Origin of the sequence: Alteromonas sp. CyTr2 (assembly GCF_947311905.1) — a bacterium.
GTDB lineage: Bacteria > Pseudomonadota > Gammaproteobacteria > Enterobacterales > Alteromonadaceae > Alteromonas > Alteromonas macleodii.
Genome location: NZ_CAMZMZ010000021.1, coordinates 25772 through 43500 on the forward strand (window position 1 = coordinate 25772; position 17729 = coordinate 43500).

Below are 17729 nucleotides of genomic sequence, written 5' to 3' on the forward strand. Positions count from 1 at the left end.
ATTACACGGCCTCCGCTTCTGAACCGATGATGATGTTATTGTCATCAACGAATTGATATGGCGGTACAACCAGGTTCAACGGTGCAGGAACGTTTTGGAATACACGTCCAGCCATGTCGAATTTCGAACCGTGGCACGGGCAGAAGAATCCATCTGGAACGCCTTCAACCACTTCTTCAAATGCACCGTCTTTAAGATGCTGTGGAGAACAACCCAGGTGAGTACAGATACCAACAAGGATAAGGTACTCTTCCTTCATTGAACGGAAACGGTTTTGAGCAAAGGCAGGCTGCTGCTCAGCTTCAGAGTTAGGATCTTTCAGCTTATCTTCGTGCGCGCCTAGTTCTTCAAGAATTTCAGGCGTACGACGTACAATCCACACAGGCTTGCTTCGCCACATCACACGTACTAACTGTCCAGGCTCAATCCCGCTGATATCTACTTCAACGTCAGCACCGGCGGCTTTCGCTTTGGCGCTCGGATTCCAGGACGCAATAAAAGGCACAGCAGCACCAACGACACCTACACCACCAACTACCGACGTGGCAACGGTCAAGAACCGACGACGATTGTTGTTTTCTGGCTGGTTTTCATTGTGTGCAGACTCTGTTGCATCTACAGATACATTGCTCATCCACATTTCTCCAAGTTTGGATAATTATGATGTGTAACCCAAGCTTATACTGGTTTTATCACGCTTGCGTCATGCATCATATGGCTTGTCATGACAGCGACGTAACAGCAAAAATTTACTGATTTACGAAGTCACGAAAGTTTTCAAAATTTTCGACCGCAAATGATAAAAGAAAAGCCCTTATAAACACAAGGTTTTACTGATATTTAAGCGACAATTTAATTCAAAAGGTGTGTTTAGGTTTAGTGAGGGAGAGGCCTAAAATCAAGGTTTTGGACAATATTAGGTAAGATAGCGGCTACAAATTAAACCTTTGTTATGAAAAATAGAACCACGCAAGCTTTGCTTTGTACCAAGGCACAAAGGCTCTCAGTAAAACACAGGCAATAAAAAACCCGGCATAAGCCGGGTTTTTGCAATACAAAAAACGTAAAAATTAACGCTTTGAGAATTGAGGACGCTTACGCGCTTTGTGTAGACCAACTTTCTTACGTTCAACGCGACGTGCGTCACGAGTAACGAAGCCAGCTTTACGAAGTGCTGGACGTAGTGCTTCATCATACTCCATAAGAGCACGAGTAAGGCCGTGACGGATTGCACCCGCTTGACCGTTAGAACCACCACCTTTAACAGTGATGTATACGTCAAACTTTTCAGTCATTTCAACAAGTTCAAGTGGCTGACGAACAACCATGCACTCTGTTTCACGACCAAAGTACTCGTCAAGAGCGCGTTGGTTTACTTTAATGCTACCTGTGCCTGGACGTAGGAACACACGAGCAGTAGAACTTTTGCGGCGGCCTGTGCCGTAGTATTGAGTATCTGCCATGTTAATAGCTCCTTAAATGTCCAAAACTTGTGGTTGCTGTGCGGTGTGCTTGTGCTCTGCACCTGCGTAAACTTTCATTTTACGGAACATTGCGCGACCTAGAGGGCCTTTTGGCAACATGCCTTTAACTGCTTTTTCAATAACCATTTCTGGCTTGTGAGCAATTAGTTTTTCAAAGTTTGTCTCTTTAAGACCACCTGGGTAACCAGAGTGCGCATAGTACATTTTGTCTTGCGCTTTACGGCCTGTTACCGCAACTTTCTCAGCATTGATTACTACGATGTAATCACCAGTGTCCACGTGAGGTGTGTACTCTGGCTTGTGCTTACCACGAAGGCGTAGTGCGATTTCAGAAGCCAAACGGCCTAGAGTTTTGTCTGTGGCGTCTACCACATACCAGTCACGTTGTACCGTTTCTGGCTTAGCAACAAAAGTTTTCATTTTCAAATTCACCCGAATAATATCGTCGTTACTGATTTCTGAACACCAGAAATCACCTTAAAATCAACACAATGACCCCTTCGAGCCGGCTGATTCTTCCACCTTCCCAAAGGTGGGCGTAACTGGGCAGGGCGCGAATTATACAGGAATTGAGAGAAATGCGAACCCCTAAGCACAAAAAATATGGATAAAATTCCATCATCTGCCGATGACATAGAAACAGATTTAAGGTAACGTCAAACTGTTGTGTTCGGAACCAATATAAAAACAAATGAAAATGTCTCGTATCGTAGCCTCATTGATGATGCTACACACGCTACTTGCCGCCGGTGTAAATGCTAAGGAATTGGTATACACACGTGCGTTTGCCGATGATGATTATGGCAATTATCATGTAGCTGTGCTCAATGCCGTGTTTAAGGCAACAAAGGAATATGGCGATATAACCCTTGCCCCTCATCCTCAGCCCATGACGCAAAGTCGTCAGATGCTATCCCTATTAAAGGGAGATGCTGACGTAATGTGGAGCGTAACGAACCAGACTCGAGAACAAAAGCTCATTCCTATTAAACTTCCTTTACTCAAAGGTTTTGCTGGATTCAGAGTGCTTGTTATTAACCCATTCCGGCAAAGCGAACTCACCGGAGATGCCGATAGCCGAACTTTGAAAAACCTTACAATGGTTCAAGGCACTGATTGGCCAGATAAGGACATCTTAACGGCAAATGGGTACAAAGTTGAAGGAGAAGACTGGAGCTCGTGGTTTGGCTCAATGTATTCAATGGTCTCTCGCAATCTTGTCGACGCCTTTCCCCGCAATATTATCGAAGTACACCGCGATTTAGAACGCCACAAAGATAAGCATGTCTCTTTAGAGCAGTTCCATCTATTAAAATACCCCAACTATGAGTACTTTTTTGTTAGTCCAGATAACCCTGCCCTCGCGAATAGATTGAGATTAGGTCTTATCAGAATTCTAGACGGTGGAGAACTCGAACGTATCTTCGATAGCTTCGAAGGGCACAGAAAAGCAGAAATGCTTGCCGATGCAGAAAGTAGAAAAATTCACGAGCTCGGCAACCCAACAATACCTTATAAACTAGATTACGCGCGGTGGGATAAATACAAAGATTTAGCAATACGCGCGCTCGAAAAAGAGATGTCAGAGTAAAACACTAAGCACTTAAGGTTTTCTTAAGGTCTCTCGTTTAGTGTTTTGATTTGTTTTTTATCAATGAGTTTTTTATGCGTGTACTGCTCGTAGAGGACGATAGGCCGTTGTCTGACGCCCTCGCCCTTTCACTAAAGAATGCCAACTTCACGGTAGACTGTGTTTATTCAGGCGCAGATGCCCTTGCAACGCTTCGAGCGGGCCAAAGTGACATTGTCATTCTTGACTTGGGTTTACCCGACACTGATGGCCTCGACGTACTAAAATCAATTCGAAAGAAAAACGCAACGCTTCCTGTGTTGATATTAACTGCACGGGATAAAACGCTAGACAAAATCTCTGGCTTAGATGCAGGCGCCGACGACTATTTACCTAAACCGTTTGAAATAGAAGAACTGTTAGCTAGGATTAGAGTACTTGAGCGTCGTCTGAGCACAGCATCTCACACCATTGTTAGTGTTAAGAATGTCAGCCTTGATACTGCCCATCATACGCTTACTATCGACAATCAAAACGTTCACTTACCTCGACGTGAACTCATGCTACTAAAAGCGCTTATTGAAAACGCAGGGCGCATACTGAGTAAAGATCAACTGGAAAATAAACTTTATGAGTGGGGAGAGGAAGTGGCAAGCAACACAATAGAAGTACACGTGAGTAATTTGCGTAAGAAAATGCCTCCTGAGTTTATTAAGACTATTCGAGGCGTCGGTTATTGTATTTCAAAATCGGGGGAGTGAATTGTCTTCAATTCGCCGCTTTCTAATTCTTACACTGATCAGCGCGCTTGTTTTAGTGATATTTAGTGCAGCACTTAAAGGCTACCGCGCAACACTGGGTATATCGAATACCTTGTTAGATAACGAGTTAGTTGAGCTATCCCGGGCAATCTCATACGTAGATAGCGGCACCCGCACACAGCAACAGACACTTTTCTTCCAGGTATGGAAACAAGGTAAGCTGGCCAGCTCATCTACTGATGCGTTAAGCACGCCATTAACTAGCTTCTCCGAGGGCTTTTCTGAAGTAAACGCACTGGGTACACGCTGGCGGGTACATACCCGGTTTAACCCGAATAATGATAGCTGGTATATGGTGGCTCAACCCGTAAGTAGTCGCTTTACTTTAACTGACTCGCTAACTGTAGCCGCCATCACCCCTTTTATAATTAGTGTGCCTATTCTTGCACTCATTCTCTTTTTTGGCATTACTTGGGGACTATCGCCGTTAAAACACCTATCAAAACTCCTTGCCAGCCGCCAGGGTAATGATTTTTCTACCATTGCGTTATCCCGTGAGCCCAGTGAACTTAGCCCTGTTGTTACTACGTTAAACACCATGTTCACGCGACTGAATTCAGCATTCGAACGAGAGCAGCAATTCGCATCAAACGCGGCGCATGAGCTTAGAACTCCGCTCAGCGTGATGAAAATAAACATTCACAATATAGCGAACGAGTTAGGTGAAAAAGGTCACGTGTTGGCTCCGCTCAAAGCAGACACTGATAGAATGATCCACGCGGTAAATCAATTCCTTTTGCTTACTCGCACCAGCCCAGAAACGTTTGCAGAACAGCGAGAACCTGTAAATGTGCACGTGGTCGCGCAAGAGGTGATTAGTGACCTATACGGCGCTATTGAAAATAAAAACCAAGAGATAGCACTGGAAGGAGAAGAAGCTTGGTTGCTAAGTTCTCAATTTGTCCTTTACACCTTGCTTCAGAACTTAGTGAGCAATGCGAGTAAATACTCTCCTAGCGGTGCACAAATAATAATTAGGATTGAACGACGGAAAGACGAGCTTATTTTAAGCGTCTGCGATTCTGGGCCAGGCATCCCTGCTGACCAGCGCGCTGTCGTGCTAAACCGGTTCAAAAGAGCATCTAACAGCTCGCCTCATTCGGGAAGCGGCTTGGGGCTAGCCATTGTAGAACAAATCGTTGTATTGCACGGTGCTGAGCTCTCTTTAGATGAGAGTTCGCTCGGGGGATTAGAAGTTAGGGTGGCATTTTCCAATGACTACATACTCTAAGATTTCTTTATTCTGCTTTTCAGCCCTTTGTGCTTTTTATACGCCCCTTGCGTTCGCTTTACCTGAAGTGGTGGTGGAAATTAAAGAGCACTTATTCTTTCCTCAGCAAGTGATTGTGCCTGCAGGGCAAAAAGTAAAGCTAACCTTTGTCAATTTCGATGATACTCCCGAAGAAATAGATAGCTTTTCTTTGAACAGAGAAAAAGTGATATTTGCGAAAAGCCGAGGGACCATCTTTATTGGCCCATTAAAAGCCGGTGAGTATCCTTTTTTTGGCGAGTTTCATCCTAATAGCGCAGTAGGAAAGGTAGTAGTTAAAAGCAAAGAGGACACGCTGGATGCTAATTAATACTGTCGTTCTCTTCTTGCGTGACACCTTGCCCATATTCCTGCTCATTAGTGTATTGCTGGCGCTGCCGCGTGTGTCTACGCTTGCCGTTGCGTGGCGGGTGTTGCTGCTGGTATTGCTCGCTGTATTTACCTACCCCCAGCTAGGACTGGTATCGCAGCTATCAGAAGGTGCCGGATTTGAGTATCTCAAATCAATACTGTTTTTTATTGCGTGGTTAGGTATGTGCCTTGTTGTACTTTTGCCGTCACGTATCTCAAATAGGTTCAGTCTAGGCCTCACCCTGCTAGTAATAGGTATTGGCTTACCCAATTCGCTGCACTTTTTAGTTTATTTTGTTTCCGAGTTATCACGTAATAGTGATAGTACGTTATTGCTCTTGGGCACTATCATTGGTCTGGGTATAAGTATTAGCATCGCGATTCTACTTAATATTTTGCTCACTCATTTTGTTAGCAAGCGAGCAACATACTTTTTTGCAACCACATTTGTGGCAGCTCAAACCGCTAATATCGCATTACTATTGGAACAAACTGACACCTTCCCATCGCCAAGGCAGCTATGGGATAGCAGCACAATAATTAGTGACAATAGCGAATATGGTCATCTTCTGAATTCTCTCGTTGGCTATGAGGCTACGCCCTCGATGAGCTATTTATTGGTGTTTTTCTTCGCACTTATCGTGCCTAATTTAATTGCTTTCTTTTCTTCAAAAAAGAGATTCTCTGATGAAATTCAGGAGGTCGCACAGTGAGAGGTTTTCTCCTTACTGCTATCGCATTATGCGCCGTGTTTTCAAGTAACGGTTATGCAGATAATTTTACCGTAGATAAGGTTTATCACCCTTATGTATTACCCTTTGAACGTGAGTTTGAGTGGCGACTTACCTCAAGACAAAATGACGATGGCAATGTTTTAATGCAACGCTTCTCATTCGGCCATGCACTTTCAGAGTTTATGATCCTCGAGACATACCTTGTCGGTGCGCGGGATGAAAATGAAGATTTTGGCTTAGAAAGCTACGAAGTAGAGTTACGCTGGATGATGACTGAACAAGGGCGATACTGGGCTGACTGGGCAACGCTGTTTGAGCTGGAAAAGCAGCACAATACCGATGACTGGGAAGTTAAAGCGGGGATATTAACAGAAAAAGAATTTGGCCAATTCAGTTTAACAACTAACGTTAGCTTGGTGTACGAGTGGGGTCAAACTGTTAAGAATGAATGGGAAAGCGAATTTAAAGCCAAGTTTAGGTATCGCTGGATCCCTGAAGTACAACCTGGATTGGAAGTGTATGTAGCAGAGGACTTTATCGGGGTTGGTCCAGCATTCATGGGTATAAAACGCTTTGACCGACAGAAACAGTTAAAATGGGAACTGGGCTTTATTGCCGGACTAAATGGTGACAGTAAAGATCACACACTTCGCATGTCGTTGGAATACGAATTTTAATGCAAGTTTGCACTTTAGCGCCTAACTTAAGCTTTCCTTAAGGTTCAACATTTAAAGTGCACGTCATTCGATGATTTACCAAATATTCTTATGCACCAGTTTGACGTCAGTGTTGTTTTACCTGCTAAAAATGAAGCCAAAAACCTTTCTGCTTTGTTACGAGAAATTGCAGAAGTGGTTCCAAGTACAACGACAGAAATTATTGTTGTTGATGACGGTAGCAGCGACGACTCCCTAGCCTTGCTGCATAACCTTTCAAGCACCTTGCCGGTAAGTTGTCGTGTCATCGTCCACCCTATGAGCTGCGGTCAAAGCACTTCGGTTTTTCACGGCGTTTTACAGGCAAAAGGAAAGTGGATCATCACCCTTGATGCTGATGGGCAAAACGATCCTGCTGATATACCGCGACTTATTCGCGCAGCTAAAGACACTAATACAGTGCACTTCTGCGTTATCGGACATCGTAAAAAGCGAAAAGATACCCCGTGGAAGCGATTTCAGTCTAAAGTTGCCAATCGTGTTCGCCAGTGGATCCTACAAGACGACACACCAGACACGGGCTGTGGCTTGAAACTCCTCCCAAGAAGTACCTTTTTACTTTTGCCCTACTTCGACCATATGCACCGATATATCCCCGCTTTAACTAAAAGGCTTGGGGGAGAAGTGGTATGTGTATCGGTCAATCATCGCGCGCGCTTAGAAGGTAAATCAAATTACACAGCGTGGAATCGTGGCTGGGCAGGGATCATCGATATGCTTGGCGTCAGATGGCTAATGTACAGAAATAAGCTTAATCAAATTGCCAGCGGAATGGGTCATGAAGACTAATCTTCGCCGCCTCAAGAGCTTCATACAGTTTTTCATCGGGGCAGCAAGCATCGCGCTTATCTGCTATGTGTCGCTTGAAGTCACTGGTGAAGTATGGAAGCACGGTGATGATACAGATTGGTTGAATGCCTATATTTCAAATTTAAATTGGCAATCGCTGTGCATGATACTGAGTGGTTGTGTTGTACTTTTAACCATGGGCTTTCCCCGTCAGGCTGTCAGTTTTTTTTGCGGAGTGGGCTTTGGCGCATTGCAGGGAGGGTTAATTGCTTTGTTGCTAACGGTATTGTCTGCATGTATCGCCTATGCATTAGCAAATGGCCCTCTGCGCTCACTTGCCGTCCGTCTTTTAGGTACAAAATTAAAGCCTGTTGAAAACAAACTGGCCAAGCGAAGTTTTCGCAATGTGCTAATTGTTCGTTTATTCCCTGTTGGCTCCAACCTAATCACAAACGCCGTCGCAGGTGTGCTAAGCGTTCCGTTTGTCCCGTTTATTGCTGCAAGTGCAATCGGCTTTGCGCCTCAAACTTTTTTATTTACCTTGCTTGGAAGCGGTTCACGATTTGTCAGCTCCCTCGAACAGCCTTTACAAATTGGTGGCTTAATCATTAGCCTTCTTCTACTTCTATCCTTATCAGGTATTGCTCGTAGGAGTGAGCCGTCGTGAGGCTTGTGCTTAATTCGAATAGCCATGTATCTACCCTGTTCTTTTTTGCCTGTGCTCTGATATTTGTTGGTCTGGGTTTCAGAGATGCTTGGCCCCCCGATGAGCCTCGATTTGCCTTAGTCGCAAAAGAGATGGTGAACAGCGGACAGTGGCTTGTGCCCATGCGCGGTGGCGAAATTTATCCAGACAAGCCCCCTGTGTTTATGTGGTGTATTGCCTTCTTTTACCTTATTACGGGTAGCCTAAAGGTGGCTATGCTCCTGCCTAACGCTATCGCAAGCCTTGTCACTTTGGGGTTAACCTACAAGCTATCGCTAAGACTTGCCAATGAAAAAGCGGCAATGTTGAGTATGCTCGTACTTCTACTGAGCCCTCAGTTTCTTATTCAAGCCAAATTCGCTCAAATAGATGCCCTTGTCGCCTGCTTTATTTGGGTTGGCGTCTACGGACTCATTCAGCACTTTTATGTGCATGTTAATTGGCGGTGGTACTTTGCAGCATGGTTCTTTATGGGGCTTGGGATCATAACCAAAGGCGTTGGCTTTTTACCTGTTCTTTTATTTATCCCCATTGCATTTTTCGCATTTACCAGCGGCTCACATCGCGGCAAGTGGTCATTGCGCATGTTGTTTGGCCCCTTAATCATGCTATCAGTTGTGGCGATGTGGCTTGCACCTCTGCTTTATCTTGGTTTGATAAAACAAGAGCCTCAAATACAACAATACTTGTCGAACATTTTGTTTAAACAAACGGCTGAGCGATATGCCAATGCCTGGCACCACATAGAGCCCTGGTATTACTATATTGTTGAAGTTATTCCTGTATTTTGGATAACTCCAATTGCCATACTTGTATCAAAAGCTAAGTCGTTAAAAGATGTACTTACTCACAACCCCGTTTACTCATCGCTGTTTATATGGGTAATGTTGGTTGTCATTTTCTTTAGTATCAGCCCAGGTAAACGTGGTGTTTATGTGCTACCGGCACTGCCTGCGTTGAGTATGGTTGCAGGTCTGGTACTTGCGAATTCGACTGTATCAAGAGGGTTGGTGCTTTTTGCGCGCGCAGTTACTTCGTTAATCTCTGCCGTTTTATTGATTGCTGGCTTAGCACTGCTTTTTCACGAGCCCACCGCTATTAAGCTGATGACGCGCTTTAACAGCGACAGCGAAACCCTTGTTCGTTTAAGTATAGTATTACTTGTACTCGGATTCGCTGGGCTTTGTACTCATATTGTCTACTATGTTTGCAATAAAAAGCGCAACGCAGGGGATGGAGAATTACTCGCCCGCCAGTTACTGGCATGGCTTTTCATTTTAACTGTAATTCCTTCCACATTCGGTGCATGGCTGCTAAACGACTACCGTACTCCCCGTATAGTCCTTCAAAATGCAGAAAGCCAAATAAGTAATATGTTGACGAAGGATTCAACTGCCTTCGAGGTAGGGATAGTCAGCTTTAAAGAACAGTATTTGCTTTATTCACCCTTTGAAATGGCTCATTTTGGTTACCATACCCCTAAAGAAGTAGAAAACGGTACAGCGTGGGCTTGGTTGACCGATACTTCCGAGCCTTCCCGCGAGCAGACAAAGATTTCAGGCCAGCGGGTTAGACCTCCAATACGTCAACGCTTTTTGTTAGTTCCAAGTGACTATAAATTTCAATGTGTAGACTTATCACAAGCCACTTCACTGGGTGTAGCCCACCGTGACGAATGGTTGTTGCTTCCTGCCACTGCTGCGAACGCTACCTGTGATTTACCGGCTAACGGCCCAGTTTTTAATAGCTATGACGGCTCAAGCGATTAATTAGCTTGGGCGTTCTTAACATTTTGGACTGACATTTGTAAAAGTTTTTCCCACTTAAGGTTCTCTTAAGGTCTCGCGTAAATACTCATAACATCGCAAAACCAATGAGCATGTTTATGAGTCACGTTTTAGCTTCTGTTCCAACCCAGGTTGCTAGTCAGCAATCTGCGATTGTCTCAAAGGAAAAGCCCGCTATAACCTTTATCGCGGCAAAACATGGACATAATGCCCGCCGCCGTATTGAAGCGTTTATAGCGAGTGGTTTTAAAGCTCGCTACAACGCACGAGTGACTTCCTTTATGCCTATGCTGTTTGCTCTTGACGCTAAGGGAGTTAAAGCCGCCGCAGGCGCAAGATTTGCCACCTATGATGGTCAGTATAATTCTCTTTTTATAGAGCAATACCTTAACACTTCGGTAGAAACTGCCCTCACCTTACAAGGGATAACCGTAAACAGAGCGCATATTGCTGAAGTTGGTAACCTTTTTAGCAGTGCATCGCGCTATACCCTCCCCTTGTTATTTGCCTTGTTCTTCGTTTTAAAACGATGTGGTAGCAAATATCTGGTTTTCAGTGCGACCTCACAGCTCACCTCTTTACTCATGGGCGCGGGTATTCAACTCCTCCCCCTTGTTAAAGCCGATGTATCAAAACTTAAAGGGAATAGCGATGATTGGGGCACCTATTATGACACCGCTCCTCAGGTTACTGCCCTGTCGCTACATCACGTAACCCAACACATAATTGGCTGCCCTGAACTTAATGCTCATTACCAACGTGCAATTGAGCTTATTTCCGCAAATGTGGATGCGTTAACGCAAAATATCTGCACAAAAAAGGAAACAGCGTATGTTGCTTAATCAGTATATAAACGGGCATGACGATGACGTTGCGCTTAAATGCAAAGACGGTTCAATGACTTACCGCGCCCTTTTGAGCGCCGTCGAGAACCTCGCAAGCTGGATAACAAACCATAATGCCGAGAGGGTCGGCATTGCCTTTGACAATAGCTTTGCATGGGTGATTGCTGATTTAGCCTGCCAACAGGCTAACGCTTGCTGCGTCCCCGTTCCGCTATTTTTTACCGCTTCCCAACAAGAACATGTATTAAATGAGAGCCAGTGTCACTTTTTATTGACCAATCGCGGTGGTGAACTAAGTGAATGGAGTGAGTCACCGACTGTTATTGATAGCGAAAACGACATTGTCGCTCATCCACTCAAACATGACTCTCGTGTATACACACCTGTAGGTACTAACAAAATAACCTTTACTTCTGGCTCTACGGGCTCACCGAAAGGCGTGTGCCTGTCAACTGAATCTCAATGGAAAGTTGCCCATTCTATTGAGCGCGCTGTTCAACCAGAAATAGTGAACCACCTGTGTTTACTGCCATTGTCTACCCTACTTGAAAATATTGCAGGTGTTTACGCCCCTCTGTACCACGGCGGCACGGTTTATTTAGCCACAGCATCTGAGCGCGGATTTCAAGGAAGCAAACTCGTCAATCCAAACGCACTGCTGTCACTGATAGACCGCGTTCAACCATCGTCTGTGATTTTGGTGCCCGACTTGCTAATGGTGCTAGTACAGGCATGTAATAAGGGCTGGACACCACCTTCATCACTAATGTTCATTGCTGTTGGCGGTGCACATGTAGCGCCCACTTTGCTGGCGCAAGCTCAAGCGAAGGGACTACCAGTATTTGAAGGTTATGGCTTATCTGAAGCGGTATCAGTATCAACATTGAACACGCCCAATTGCAATACAATGGGCAGTGCCGGAAAAACGCTTGGTCATAATCAACTGCACATCGAAGAGGGTGAAATCGTAGTTACAGGCAACCACTTTCTGGGCTATCTGAATCAACCTTCCTCATTTTATCCGACCCAGGTCAGAACCGGCGATTTAGGCTTTTTTTCTGACAACACACTTACGCTGAATGGGCGTATAAAAAACATAATGGTGAACAGCTTTGGCAGAAATGTATCGCCAGAGTGGATTGAATCTTTATTGCTGGGAACGGGACTGTTTAGGCAGGCTTTGGTGTATTGCGAAGCTAAACCCTACTGTGTCGCGCTCCTCGTACCCGCTTCCAATACTCTTTCTAATACACAGATTCAAAGCGCCCTTGCGCTTATCAATAAGCAGTTACCTGACTATGCGCAAGTTGTTAATTTCGCCACCATCGGTCTTTGTACGCCAGAAAACCAACTGCTTACCCCAACGGGAAAACTGAAACGTGACGCAATAATTGCCCGCTACGCGACTGACTTAGACACGCTCTACCAGGGCCAAGACCAACACCAGTATAGCGTTCAAAGTACAACAGCATTTTCTTCTCAATTTGTTATCAAGGAATAATTTATGAATTTTTATCAGCAACTTCAAAGCAACACCGAACATGCCAGACAGTCATTCTTACAGGCGCCGATTATACAACGCTGCTTTAACGGTGATTTTAACCTAAACGACTATATTGCCTTTCTTCAACAGGCTTATCATCACGTTAAGTTTACTGTTCCCCTGCTTATGGCTACAGGTGCCAAACTCAACGAAGATAAGGAATGGCTAAGAGAAGCAATTGGTGAATACATTGAAGAAGAAATGGGTCACCAAGAGTGGATCCTTAACGACCTTGCAGCCTGTGGCGTTGATAAAGAACAGGCGAGGAAAAGTCAGCCTGCACCCGCCACTGAATTAATGGTTGCCTATGCTTTTGATGCAATAGCACGCAAAAGCCCACTGTATTTCTTCGGCATGGTATTCGTTTTAGAGGGCACAAGTATTGCGCTTGCCGACGCGGCTGCAAAACAAATCAAAGACAAGTTATCTCTGCCTAAATCAGCGTTTAAATACCTTACCTCTCACGGTGCGCTAGACCAAGAGCACATTGTTTTCTTTGAAGGGCTTATGAACAAAATTACTGACCCCAAAGAGCAGCAAATGATCATTCACAGCGCGAACATGTTTTATCGCTTATACGGAGATATCTTTCGCGAATTAACACCTGAACACGGCTTGGAACAGGTTGCTTGAATTCAAGGGTTTACCTCTGGTGCTTATCCCCCGAGGTAAATTGCTAACACGTTAAGGTAAATACAATGAATATTCAGTGGCGTAATCAAGTGGTACTTCTTACAGGTGCAACTGGTGGTATTGGTCAAGCAATAGCCAAGGCGCTTGATGAAAAAGGCGCGCACATTATCCTAACTGGCAGAAGTAAGGCGAAGCTCGAACAGCTGCAACAAAATTTAACCCTTCATCATACTGCTATTGTGGCTGACATTACGTCAGATGAAGGCAGAGATAGAGTAGTAAGTGCCTGCCAACGACTTCCTTTAAGTATTCTGGTTAACAATGCTGGCATTACCTATGTGGGCGAGTTTGAGGGCACCCCAATCGAGTCAATTGTGTCGACAAATATGCTGGCTCCGATGCTACTAACCCAACGCCTACTGCCGTTACTCGAACGTAGACCGTCTGCGCATGTCGTGAATGTAGGCTCAGCTTTTGGAAGCATAGGTTTTGCTGCGCACGGAACCTACTGCGCAACTAAATTCGCTTTGAAAGGCTGGACGGAAGCGATGCACAGAGAATTCAGCGATAGCAAAATTAAATTTCACTATCTAGCGCCACGCGCAACGCGTACCGACATAAATGACGAACGCGCTAATGCGCTAAATGAGGCATTGGGCAACCAGACAGACGAGCCTGATGCAGTAGCACAAGCATTCATTAAACAGTTAGAAAACAATTTGCCAAGGGTCGCGCTCGGACGTGCTGAACGCTTTTTTGCCAAGCTTAACGCGCTAGTTCCCAGTGTTGTTGACAATGCGCTGGCAAAGAAACTTTCAACAATTAAACGCTATGCCTTTCAAAAAACGCAATCACAAGACAAACCGACCAGCGCTCAAAACGATACCCGCCTGGGTAACAAGCTGGTTTAACACGAGGACATTATTATGAAAAAATTAACCATGCTTAGCACCACGGTAATTCTGGGACTCAGTCTGGCATTAAGTCACACTGCTATGGCTCAAGCTAACGAAGTCACAGAAAGTACAACGCCGACATCAGCCTTAAGCGAAACAGCTACCAGCCCTTTAAAGACACTTCAGCATCAATGGGCACATATTAACTATGAACTTGATGATGCAGAAAAGGAAAAAGCATTCGTCGCCCTTATTGATACCGCTAAATCTTTCGTAAAGGCAGAACCCAATAACCCTGAGTTATTGATTTGGCAAGGCATAATTCAATCCAGTACAGCTGGTGCCAAGGGGGGACTTGGTGCTCTGGACTACGCAAAGGATGCTCGTAAGAGTTTCGAACATGCAATGCGATTAGATGAAAATGCACTCTCGGGCTCAGCGATGACCAGTCTAGGCGTGCTGTACCATAAGCTTCCGGGTTGGCCTATTAGCTTTGGTAACGACAAAAAAGCTGAGAAATTGCTGAAGCATGCACTTGAAATAAACCCTGACGGGATAGACCCCAACTATTTCTACGCCGAGTACTTGTTCGATAATGGAAATTACGAGCAAGCACTCAAGTTTGCCAAGAAAGCGCTCGACGCCCCAGCGCGCGCAGATCGTCCTATTGCAGATTCAGGTCGCAAAAGAGAGATCGCTTTATTGGAAGCGAAAATAGCGAGAAAAAGTTAGTCACCCTAAAGGTATACAGGGAAAGGCAATGCTCTTATTGCCTTTCCATTTTCAACAAGTATTAGATTTTCGCTGCAAATACCGTTAGATTAGCCGCCGATTCAACGATAATTCATGAAATTACTAACAATTTCGTCGAGTTATCTCGTTTATTCCTAACTACCTCTATCTTATAAAGGCGACTTTTCATGCAGAAAAAGAATTTCTTCTCTCCTTTTCTATTCATCCTTATTACTACGTTGTCGATATCTACGGTTCATGCAAACACCCCTGATTTACTACCGTTACAACACGCGTGGGCAAAAACGAACTATGAGCTTGAAGGTGAAGCCCAATTAGAGGCATTTTCTGCACTGATTGCGCAGGCGAAAGTGTTAGTCGAGCAATCAGAAAATAGCGCTGAAGCACTGACCTGGCTAGCTATCTCTCAATCAAGTACTGCAAGTGCGAAAGGCGGTTTAGGTGCCCTGGACTTTGCTGAAAGTGCGAAGGAAAATTTAGAACGTGCCATTGAAAAAGAGGAAGCGGTATTAGAGGGGACGGCACTCACTGTATTAGCGGCACTTTATCATAAAGTACCAAGCTGGCCAGTTAGCTTTGGAAGCGATAAGAAGGCAAAACAATTATTTAAGCGTGCATTAGAAATTAACCCAGAAGGTATGGACCAAAACTTCTTTTATGCTGAGTTTCTTTTCGACGATGGTGAATACGAAGAAGCCCAAGGGTTCTTAATCCGTGCTCAAAACGCGCCTGAAAAAGCCAACCGCCCTCTAGCCGATAAAAAACGTAGAGAAGAGATTGCTATACTTCAGGCAAAATTGGATAAAAAAGCATAGTATCATTTGCTTTATGCGGGGCTATTGCGCGTCGCTTATGAGTTCGAAATAAGCAACCCCCCCGCTTTTTGCGTGTAGAAAGGTGAATTTAACGCCTTTCTACATAAAAAGCGCATACATAGGTGGCACTTATCCTCATGTATAAATTGTAAACAGTTCTCATTCGGTATCAGCACTCCTATTATGAAAGAAAAAAGGAGTGGCCCAATGCCTAAAATCCCACGTTCCTCAGACAACGACTATACCCAAGAGATGAGCCGAACACGCCGCGAGTTTATTGCGCGCGAAACCGGCACCCAGCTAAATCACTTAGGACACTATTCTATCCCGCCTGAAACATTGTCGGGAAACATAGAAAACTTCGCCGGTGTTGCACAGGTACCTATTGGCTTCGCAGGGCCAATGCTAGTGAATGGAGAGCACGCCAAAGGTGAGTTCTACGTTCCAATGGCCACAACAGAGGGTACACTAACAGCCAGCTACAGCAGAGGCATGCGTCTAACAAGAGAAGCAGGCGGCATAACTACCACAGTCATTGACGATGCCATGCAGCGAGCGCCTATGTTCGCGTTTTCTAACGCAAGAGAAGCCCTCGAATTTGGCAAATGGGTTGAGCAAAACTTTGAAGCCATCAAACGCGCCAGTGATAACACCACCAGCGTGGGCAAACTAAGGGATATCGAGCAGTACGCTGCGTCTAAGCTTCGCTGGCTAAGATTCAATTTCACCTGCGGCGATGCGGCTGGTCAGAACATGGTAAGTAAAGCCACTAAAGCGGGTTGTGAGTGGATACAAGCGAACTACCCACGTCCTATCGAGCACTTTGTACTAGCCGCTAATCTTGATACCGATAAAAAGCACTCTCACTTAAACTCTCTGCATACCCGCGGAAAGCGCGTTGTAGCAGAAATAACCCTGCCAAAACAACTTATGACGGACATTATGCATTGCCCGCCAGAAGCATTATTCAAACAGCGCCAGTATTCAAATATGGGCGCACTAATGGCAGGTAGTGTTAATAACGGTGCCCACTTCGCTAACGGCATCGCCGCCATGTTTATCGCTTGCGGGCAAGATGTTGCTAATGTGGCTGAGTCGTCGGCGGGGTTTACCTACGCTGAAATTACGCCAAATGGAGACTACTACTTCTCTGTGACTATTCCATCGTTAATCGTTGCTACATACGGTGGTGGAACCGGTTTAGCTACACAAAACGAGTGTTTAAGCGTACTTGGCTGCACAGAAAGGGGCAGCGTAAATAAGTTTGCGGAAATTGTCGCTGCGACCGTATTGTGTGGCGATCTGTCGCTGGGTTCTGCAGTCGTCGCAGACGAATGGGTAAGCAGTCACGAGCGACTGGGTAGAAACCGTTAAAGTTTTTTAAACCTGCCACCTAACGCTTAGCAATGCAGTTTGAATAAACTGTGCGCTACTGAAGAAGGTAAGTAAATTCTGTATAGAGAAATTATACAGCAGTCATGCTAGGGCGCGTAACAACAAAGTACGCGCCTATTCCCATAAATAGAGCTATACCTATGTACGCTGGAATAGGCATTGATGCGAACAGGCAAACAAGAATAAAGCTCACCAACATACTGCAACACGCTATGCATTTCACTTTTTTCGAAATTGCACCATGTTTTCGCCACGCAACAAGACTGGGGCCATATTTAGGGTGTTGAAGTAACCAGCTTTCAAGGCGCGGTGAAGATTGAGTAAAACAAAAAAGCGCACCTATCAAAAAAACAGTTGTTGGCATTACCGGCAAGAATGCGCCAATAATACCTAGAAGGGTAAAAAACAACCCGAGTGATAAATACAGTACTTTTTTCATGAAATACCAACGCCCAATTCAGTCCAACTCCTTGGTAAGTGTCATGACTTAACACCAGCGACACACCCTTCCAATATGCCAAATTTATACTCAGATATTAGATAAAGTGGATCTACATTGCCTTGTCGTAAATCAAACCTACTCTATAACCATACGCCCAAATAATGAAGTTTCCATCTACA

The 17729-nt window shown here is 44.9% G+C and carries 20 protein-coding genes; 16 read left to right on the top strand and 4 right to left on the bottom strand.

Features of this window, described 5'->3' with window-relative positions:
- Window position 1: 1 nt before the first annotated feature.
- From petA to rplM, 3 genes are all read right to left on the bottom strand, one after another.
- Window positions 2–634, bottom strand: coding sequence for a ubiquinol-cytochrome c reductase iron-sulfur subunit (gene petA / locus QME20_RS12185; RefSeq protein WP_168462912.1), 633 nt, complete (start codon window positions 632–634; stop codon window positions 2–4).
- A 436-nt stretch (window positions 635–1070) separates the two neighbouring features.
- Window positions 1071–1463, bottom strand: coding sequence for a 30S ribosomal protein S9 (gene rpsI, locus QME20_RS12190; RefSeq protein ID WP_014948330.1), 393 nt, complete (start codon window positions 1461–1463; stop codon window positions 1071–1073).
- A gap of 12 nt (window positions 1464–1475) precedes the next feature.
- A complete protein-coding gene (rplM, locus tag QME20_RS12195) occupies window positions 1476–1904 on the bottom strand; it encodes a 50S ribosomal protein L13 (RefSeq protein ID WP_014948329.1) in 429 nt (142 codons plus the stop codon).
- Between the two features lie 277 nt (window positions 1905–2181).
- Between rplM and QME20_RS12200 the strand changes: the two genes are divergently transcribed.
- From QME20_RS12200 to QME20_RS12275, 16 genes are all read left to right on the top strand, one after another.
- Window positions 2182–3075, top strand: a complete 894-nt coding sequence (locus QME20_RS12200; protein WP_281715991.1) for a hypothetical protein — start codon at window positions 2182–2184, stop codon at window positions 3073–3075.
- Window positions 3076–3149: 74 nt separating this feature from the next.
- Window positions 3150–3815 (top strand): response regulator transcription factor, encoded by a 666-nt coding sequence (locus QME20_RS12205; RefSeq protein ID WP_014975721.1) that lies wholly within the window; start codon window positions 3150–3152, stop codon window positions 3813–3815.
- A gap of 1 nt (window position 3816) precedes the next feature.
- The gene (locus tag QME20_RS12210) at window positions 3817–5106 is read left to right on the top strand and encodes an ATP-binding protein (RefSeq protein WP_168462923.1); all 1290 of its coding nucleotides are present in this window, start codon (window positions 3817–3819) and stop codon (window positions 5104–5106) included.
- On the top strand, window positions 5090–5455 hold the full coding sequence (locus tag QME20_RS12215; protein WP_281715992.1) for a cupredoxin domain-containing protein: 366 nt from the start codon (window positions 5090–5092) through the stop codon (window positions 5453–5455). The genes QME20_RS12210 and QME20_RS12215 overlap by 17 nt, the downstream gene beginning before the upstream one ends.
- A complete protein-coding gene (locus QME20_RS12220; protein ID WP_281715993.1) occupies window positions 5445–6209 on the top strand; it encodes an FTR1 family iron permease in 765 nt (254 codons plus the stop codon). Before QME20_RS12215 ends, QME20_RS12220 begins: the two co-directional genes overlap by 11 nt.
- Window positions 6206–6907 (top strand): hypothetical protein, encoded by a 702-nt coding sequence (locus tag QME20_RS12225; RefSeq protein ID WP_281715994.1) that lies wholly within the window; start codon window positions 6206–6208, stop codon window positions 6905–6907. The genes QME20_RS12220 and QME20_RS12225 overlap by 4 nt, the downstream gene beginning before the upstream one ends.
- A 90-nt stretch (window positions 6908–6997) precedes the next feature.
- Window positions 6998–7735, top strand: a complete 738-nt coding sequence (locus QME20_RS12230; RefSeq protein WP_039219680.1) for a glycosyltransferase family 2 protein — start codon at window positions 6998–7000, stop codon at window positions 7733–7735.
- A complete protein-coding gene (locus tag QME20_RS12235) occupies window positions 7725–8402 on the top strand; it encodes a VTT domain-containing protein (RefSeq protein WP_039219683.1) in 678 nt (225 codons plus the stop codon). The genes QME20_RS12230 and QME20_RS12235 overlap by 11 nt, the downstream gene beginning before the upstream one ends.
- Window positions 8399–10210 (top strand): glycosyltransferase family 39 protein, encoded by a 1812-nt coding sequence (locus QME20_RS12240; protein WP_281715995.1) that lies wholly within the window; start codon window positions 8399–8401, stop codon window positions 10208–10210. The genes QME20_RS12235 and QME20_RS12240 overlap by 4 nt, the downstream gene beginning before the upstream one ends.
- 116 nt (window positions 10211–10326) lie before the next feature.
- A complete protein-coding gene (locus tag QME20_RS12245; RefSeq protein WP_281715996.1) occupies window positions 10327–11070 on the top strand; it encodes a thermostable hemolysin in 744 nt (247 codons plus the stop codon).
- Entirely contained in the window at window positions 11060–12574 is a 1515-nt protein-coding gene (locus tag QME20_RS12250; protein ID WP_281715997.1) for an AMP-binding protein, read from the top strand. The genes QME20_RS12245 and QME20_RS12250 overlap by 11 nt, the downstream gene beginning before the upstream one ends.
- Window positions 12575–12577: 3 nt before the next feature.
- Window positions 12578–13249 (top strand): iron-containing redox enzyme family protein, encoded by a 672-nt coding sequence (locus QME20_RS12255; protein WP_039219691.1) that lies wholly within the window; start codon window positions 12578–12580, stop codon window positions 13247–13249.
- A gap of 65 nt (window positions 13250–13314) precedes the next feature.
- The gene (locus QME20_RS12260; RefSeq protein WP_168462902.1) at window positions 13315–14160 is read left to right on the top strand and encodes an SDR family oxidoreductase; all 846 of its coding nucleotides are present in this window, start codon (window positions 13315–13317) and stop codon (window positions 14158–14160) included.
- Between the two features lie 15 nt (window positions 14161–14175).
- Complete coding sequence (locus QME20_RS12265; RefSeq protein ID WP_168462901.1) at window positions 14176–14877, top strand: tetratricopeptide repeat protein; 702 nt, start codon at window positions 14176–14178, stop codon at window positions 14875–14877.
- Window positions 14878–15065: 188 nt separating this feature from the next.
- A complete protein-coding gene (locus QME20_RS12270; protein ID WP_061439579.1) occupies window positions 15066–15713 on the top strand; it encodes a hypothetical protein in 648 nt (215 codons plus the stop codon).
- A 207-nt stretch (window positions 15714–15920) separates the two neighbouring features.
- The gene (locus QME20_RS12275; RefSeq protein ID WP_281715998.1) at window positions 15921–17087 is read left to right on the top strand and encodes a hydroxymethylglutaryl-CoA reductase; all 1167 of its coding nucleotides are present in this window, start codon (window positions 15921–15923) and stop codon (window positions 17085–17087) included.
- A 91-nt stretch (window positions 17088–17178) separates the two neighbouring features.
- Here QME20_RS12275 and QME20_RS12280 read toward each other — a convergent pair whose 3' ends face one another.
- Window positions 17179–17547, bottom strand: coding sequence for a YbaN family protein (locus QME20_RS12280; protein WP_281715999.1), 369 nt, complete (start codon window positions 17545–17547; stop codon window positions 17179–17181).
- Window positions 17548–17729: the final 182 nt, after the last annotated feature.

Coding starts and splice junctions, on each gene's coding strand:
- petA (WP_168462912.1), bottom strand. CDS start 634: ATGAGCAATGTATCTGTAGATGCAACAGAGTCTGCACACAATGAAAAC.
- rpsI (WP_014948330.1), bottom strand. CDS start 1,463: ATGGCAGATACTCAATACTACGGCACAGGCCGCCGCAAAAGTTCTACT.
- rplM (WP_014948329.1), bottom strand. CDS start 1,904: ATGAAAACTTTTGTTGCTAAGCCAGAAACGGTACAACGTGACTGGTAT.
- QME20_RS12200 (WP_281715991.1), top strand. CDS start 2,182: ATGTCTCGTATCGTAGCCTCATTGATGATGCTACACACGCTACTTGCC.
- QME20_RS12205 (WP_014975721.1), top strand. CDS start 3,150: ATGCGTGTACTGCTCGTAGAGGACGATAGGCCGTTGTCTGACGCCCTC.
- QME20_RS12215 (WP_281715992.1), top strand. CDS start 5,090: ATGACTACATACTCTAAGATTTCTTTATTCTGCTTTTCAGCCCTTTGT.
- QME20_RS12220 (WP_281715993.1), top strand. CDS start 5,445: ATGCTAATTAATACTGTCGTTCTCTTCTTGCGTGACACCTTGCCCATA.
- QME20_RS12230 (WP_039219680.1), top strand. CDS start 6,998: ATGCACCAGTTTGACGTCAGTGTTGTTTTACCTGCTAAAAATGAAGCC.
- QME20_RS12235 (WP_039219683.1), top strand. CDS start 7,725: ATGAAGACTAATCTTCGCCGCCTCAAGAGCTTCATACAGTTTTTCATC.
- QME20_RS12245 (WP_281715996.1), top strand. CDS start 10,327: ATGAGTCACGTTTTAGCTTCTGTTCCAACCCAGGTTGCTAGTCAGCAA.
- QME20_RS12250 (WP_281715997.1), top strand. CDS start 11,060: ATGTTGCTTAATCAGTATATAAACGGGCATGACGATGACGTTGCGCTT.
- QME20_RS12255 (WP_039219691.1), top strand. CDS start 12,578: ATGAATTTTTATCAGCAACTTCAAAGCAACACCGAACATGCCAGACAG.
- QME20_RS12260 (WP_168462902.1), top strand. CDS start 13,315: ATGAATATTCAGTGGCGTAATCAAGTGGTACTTCTTACAGGTGCAACT.
- QME20_RS12265 (WP_168462901.1), top strand. CDS start 14,176: ATGAAAAAATTAACCATGCTTAGCACCACGGTAATTCTGGGACTCAGT.
- QME20_RS12270 (WP_061439579.1), top strand. CDS start 15,066: ATGCAGAAAAAGAATTTCTTCTCTCCTTTTCTATTCATCCTTATTACT.
- QME20_RS12275 (WP_281715998.1), top strand. CDS start 15,921: ATGCCTAAAATCCCACGTTCCTCAGACAACGACTATACCCAAGAGATG.
- QME20_RS12280 (WP_281715999.1), bottom strand. CDS start 17,547: ATGAAAAAAGTACTGTATTTATCACTCGGGTTGTTTTTTACCCTTCTA.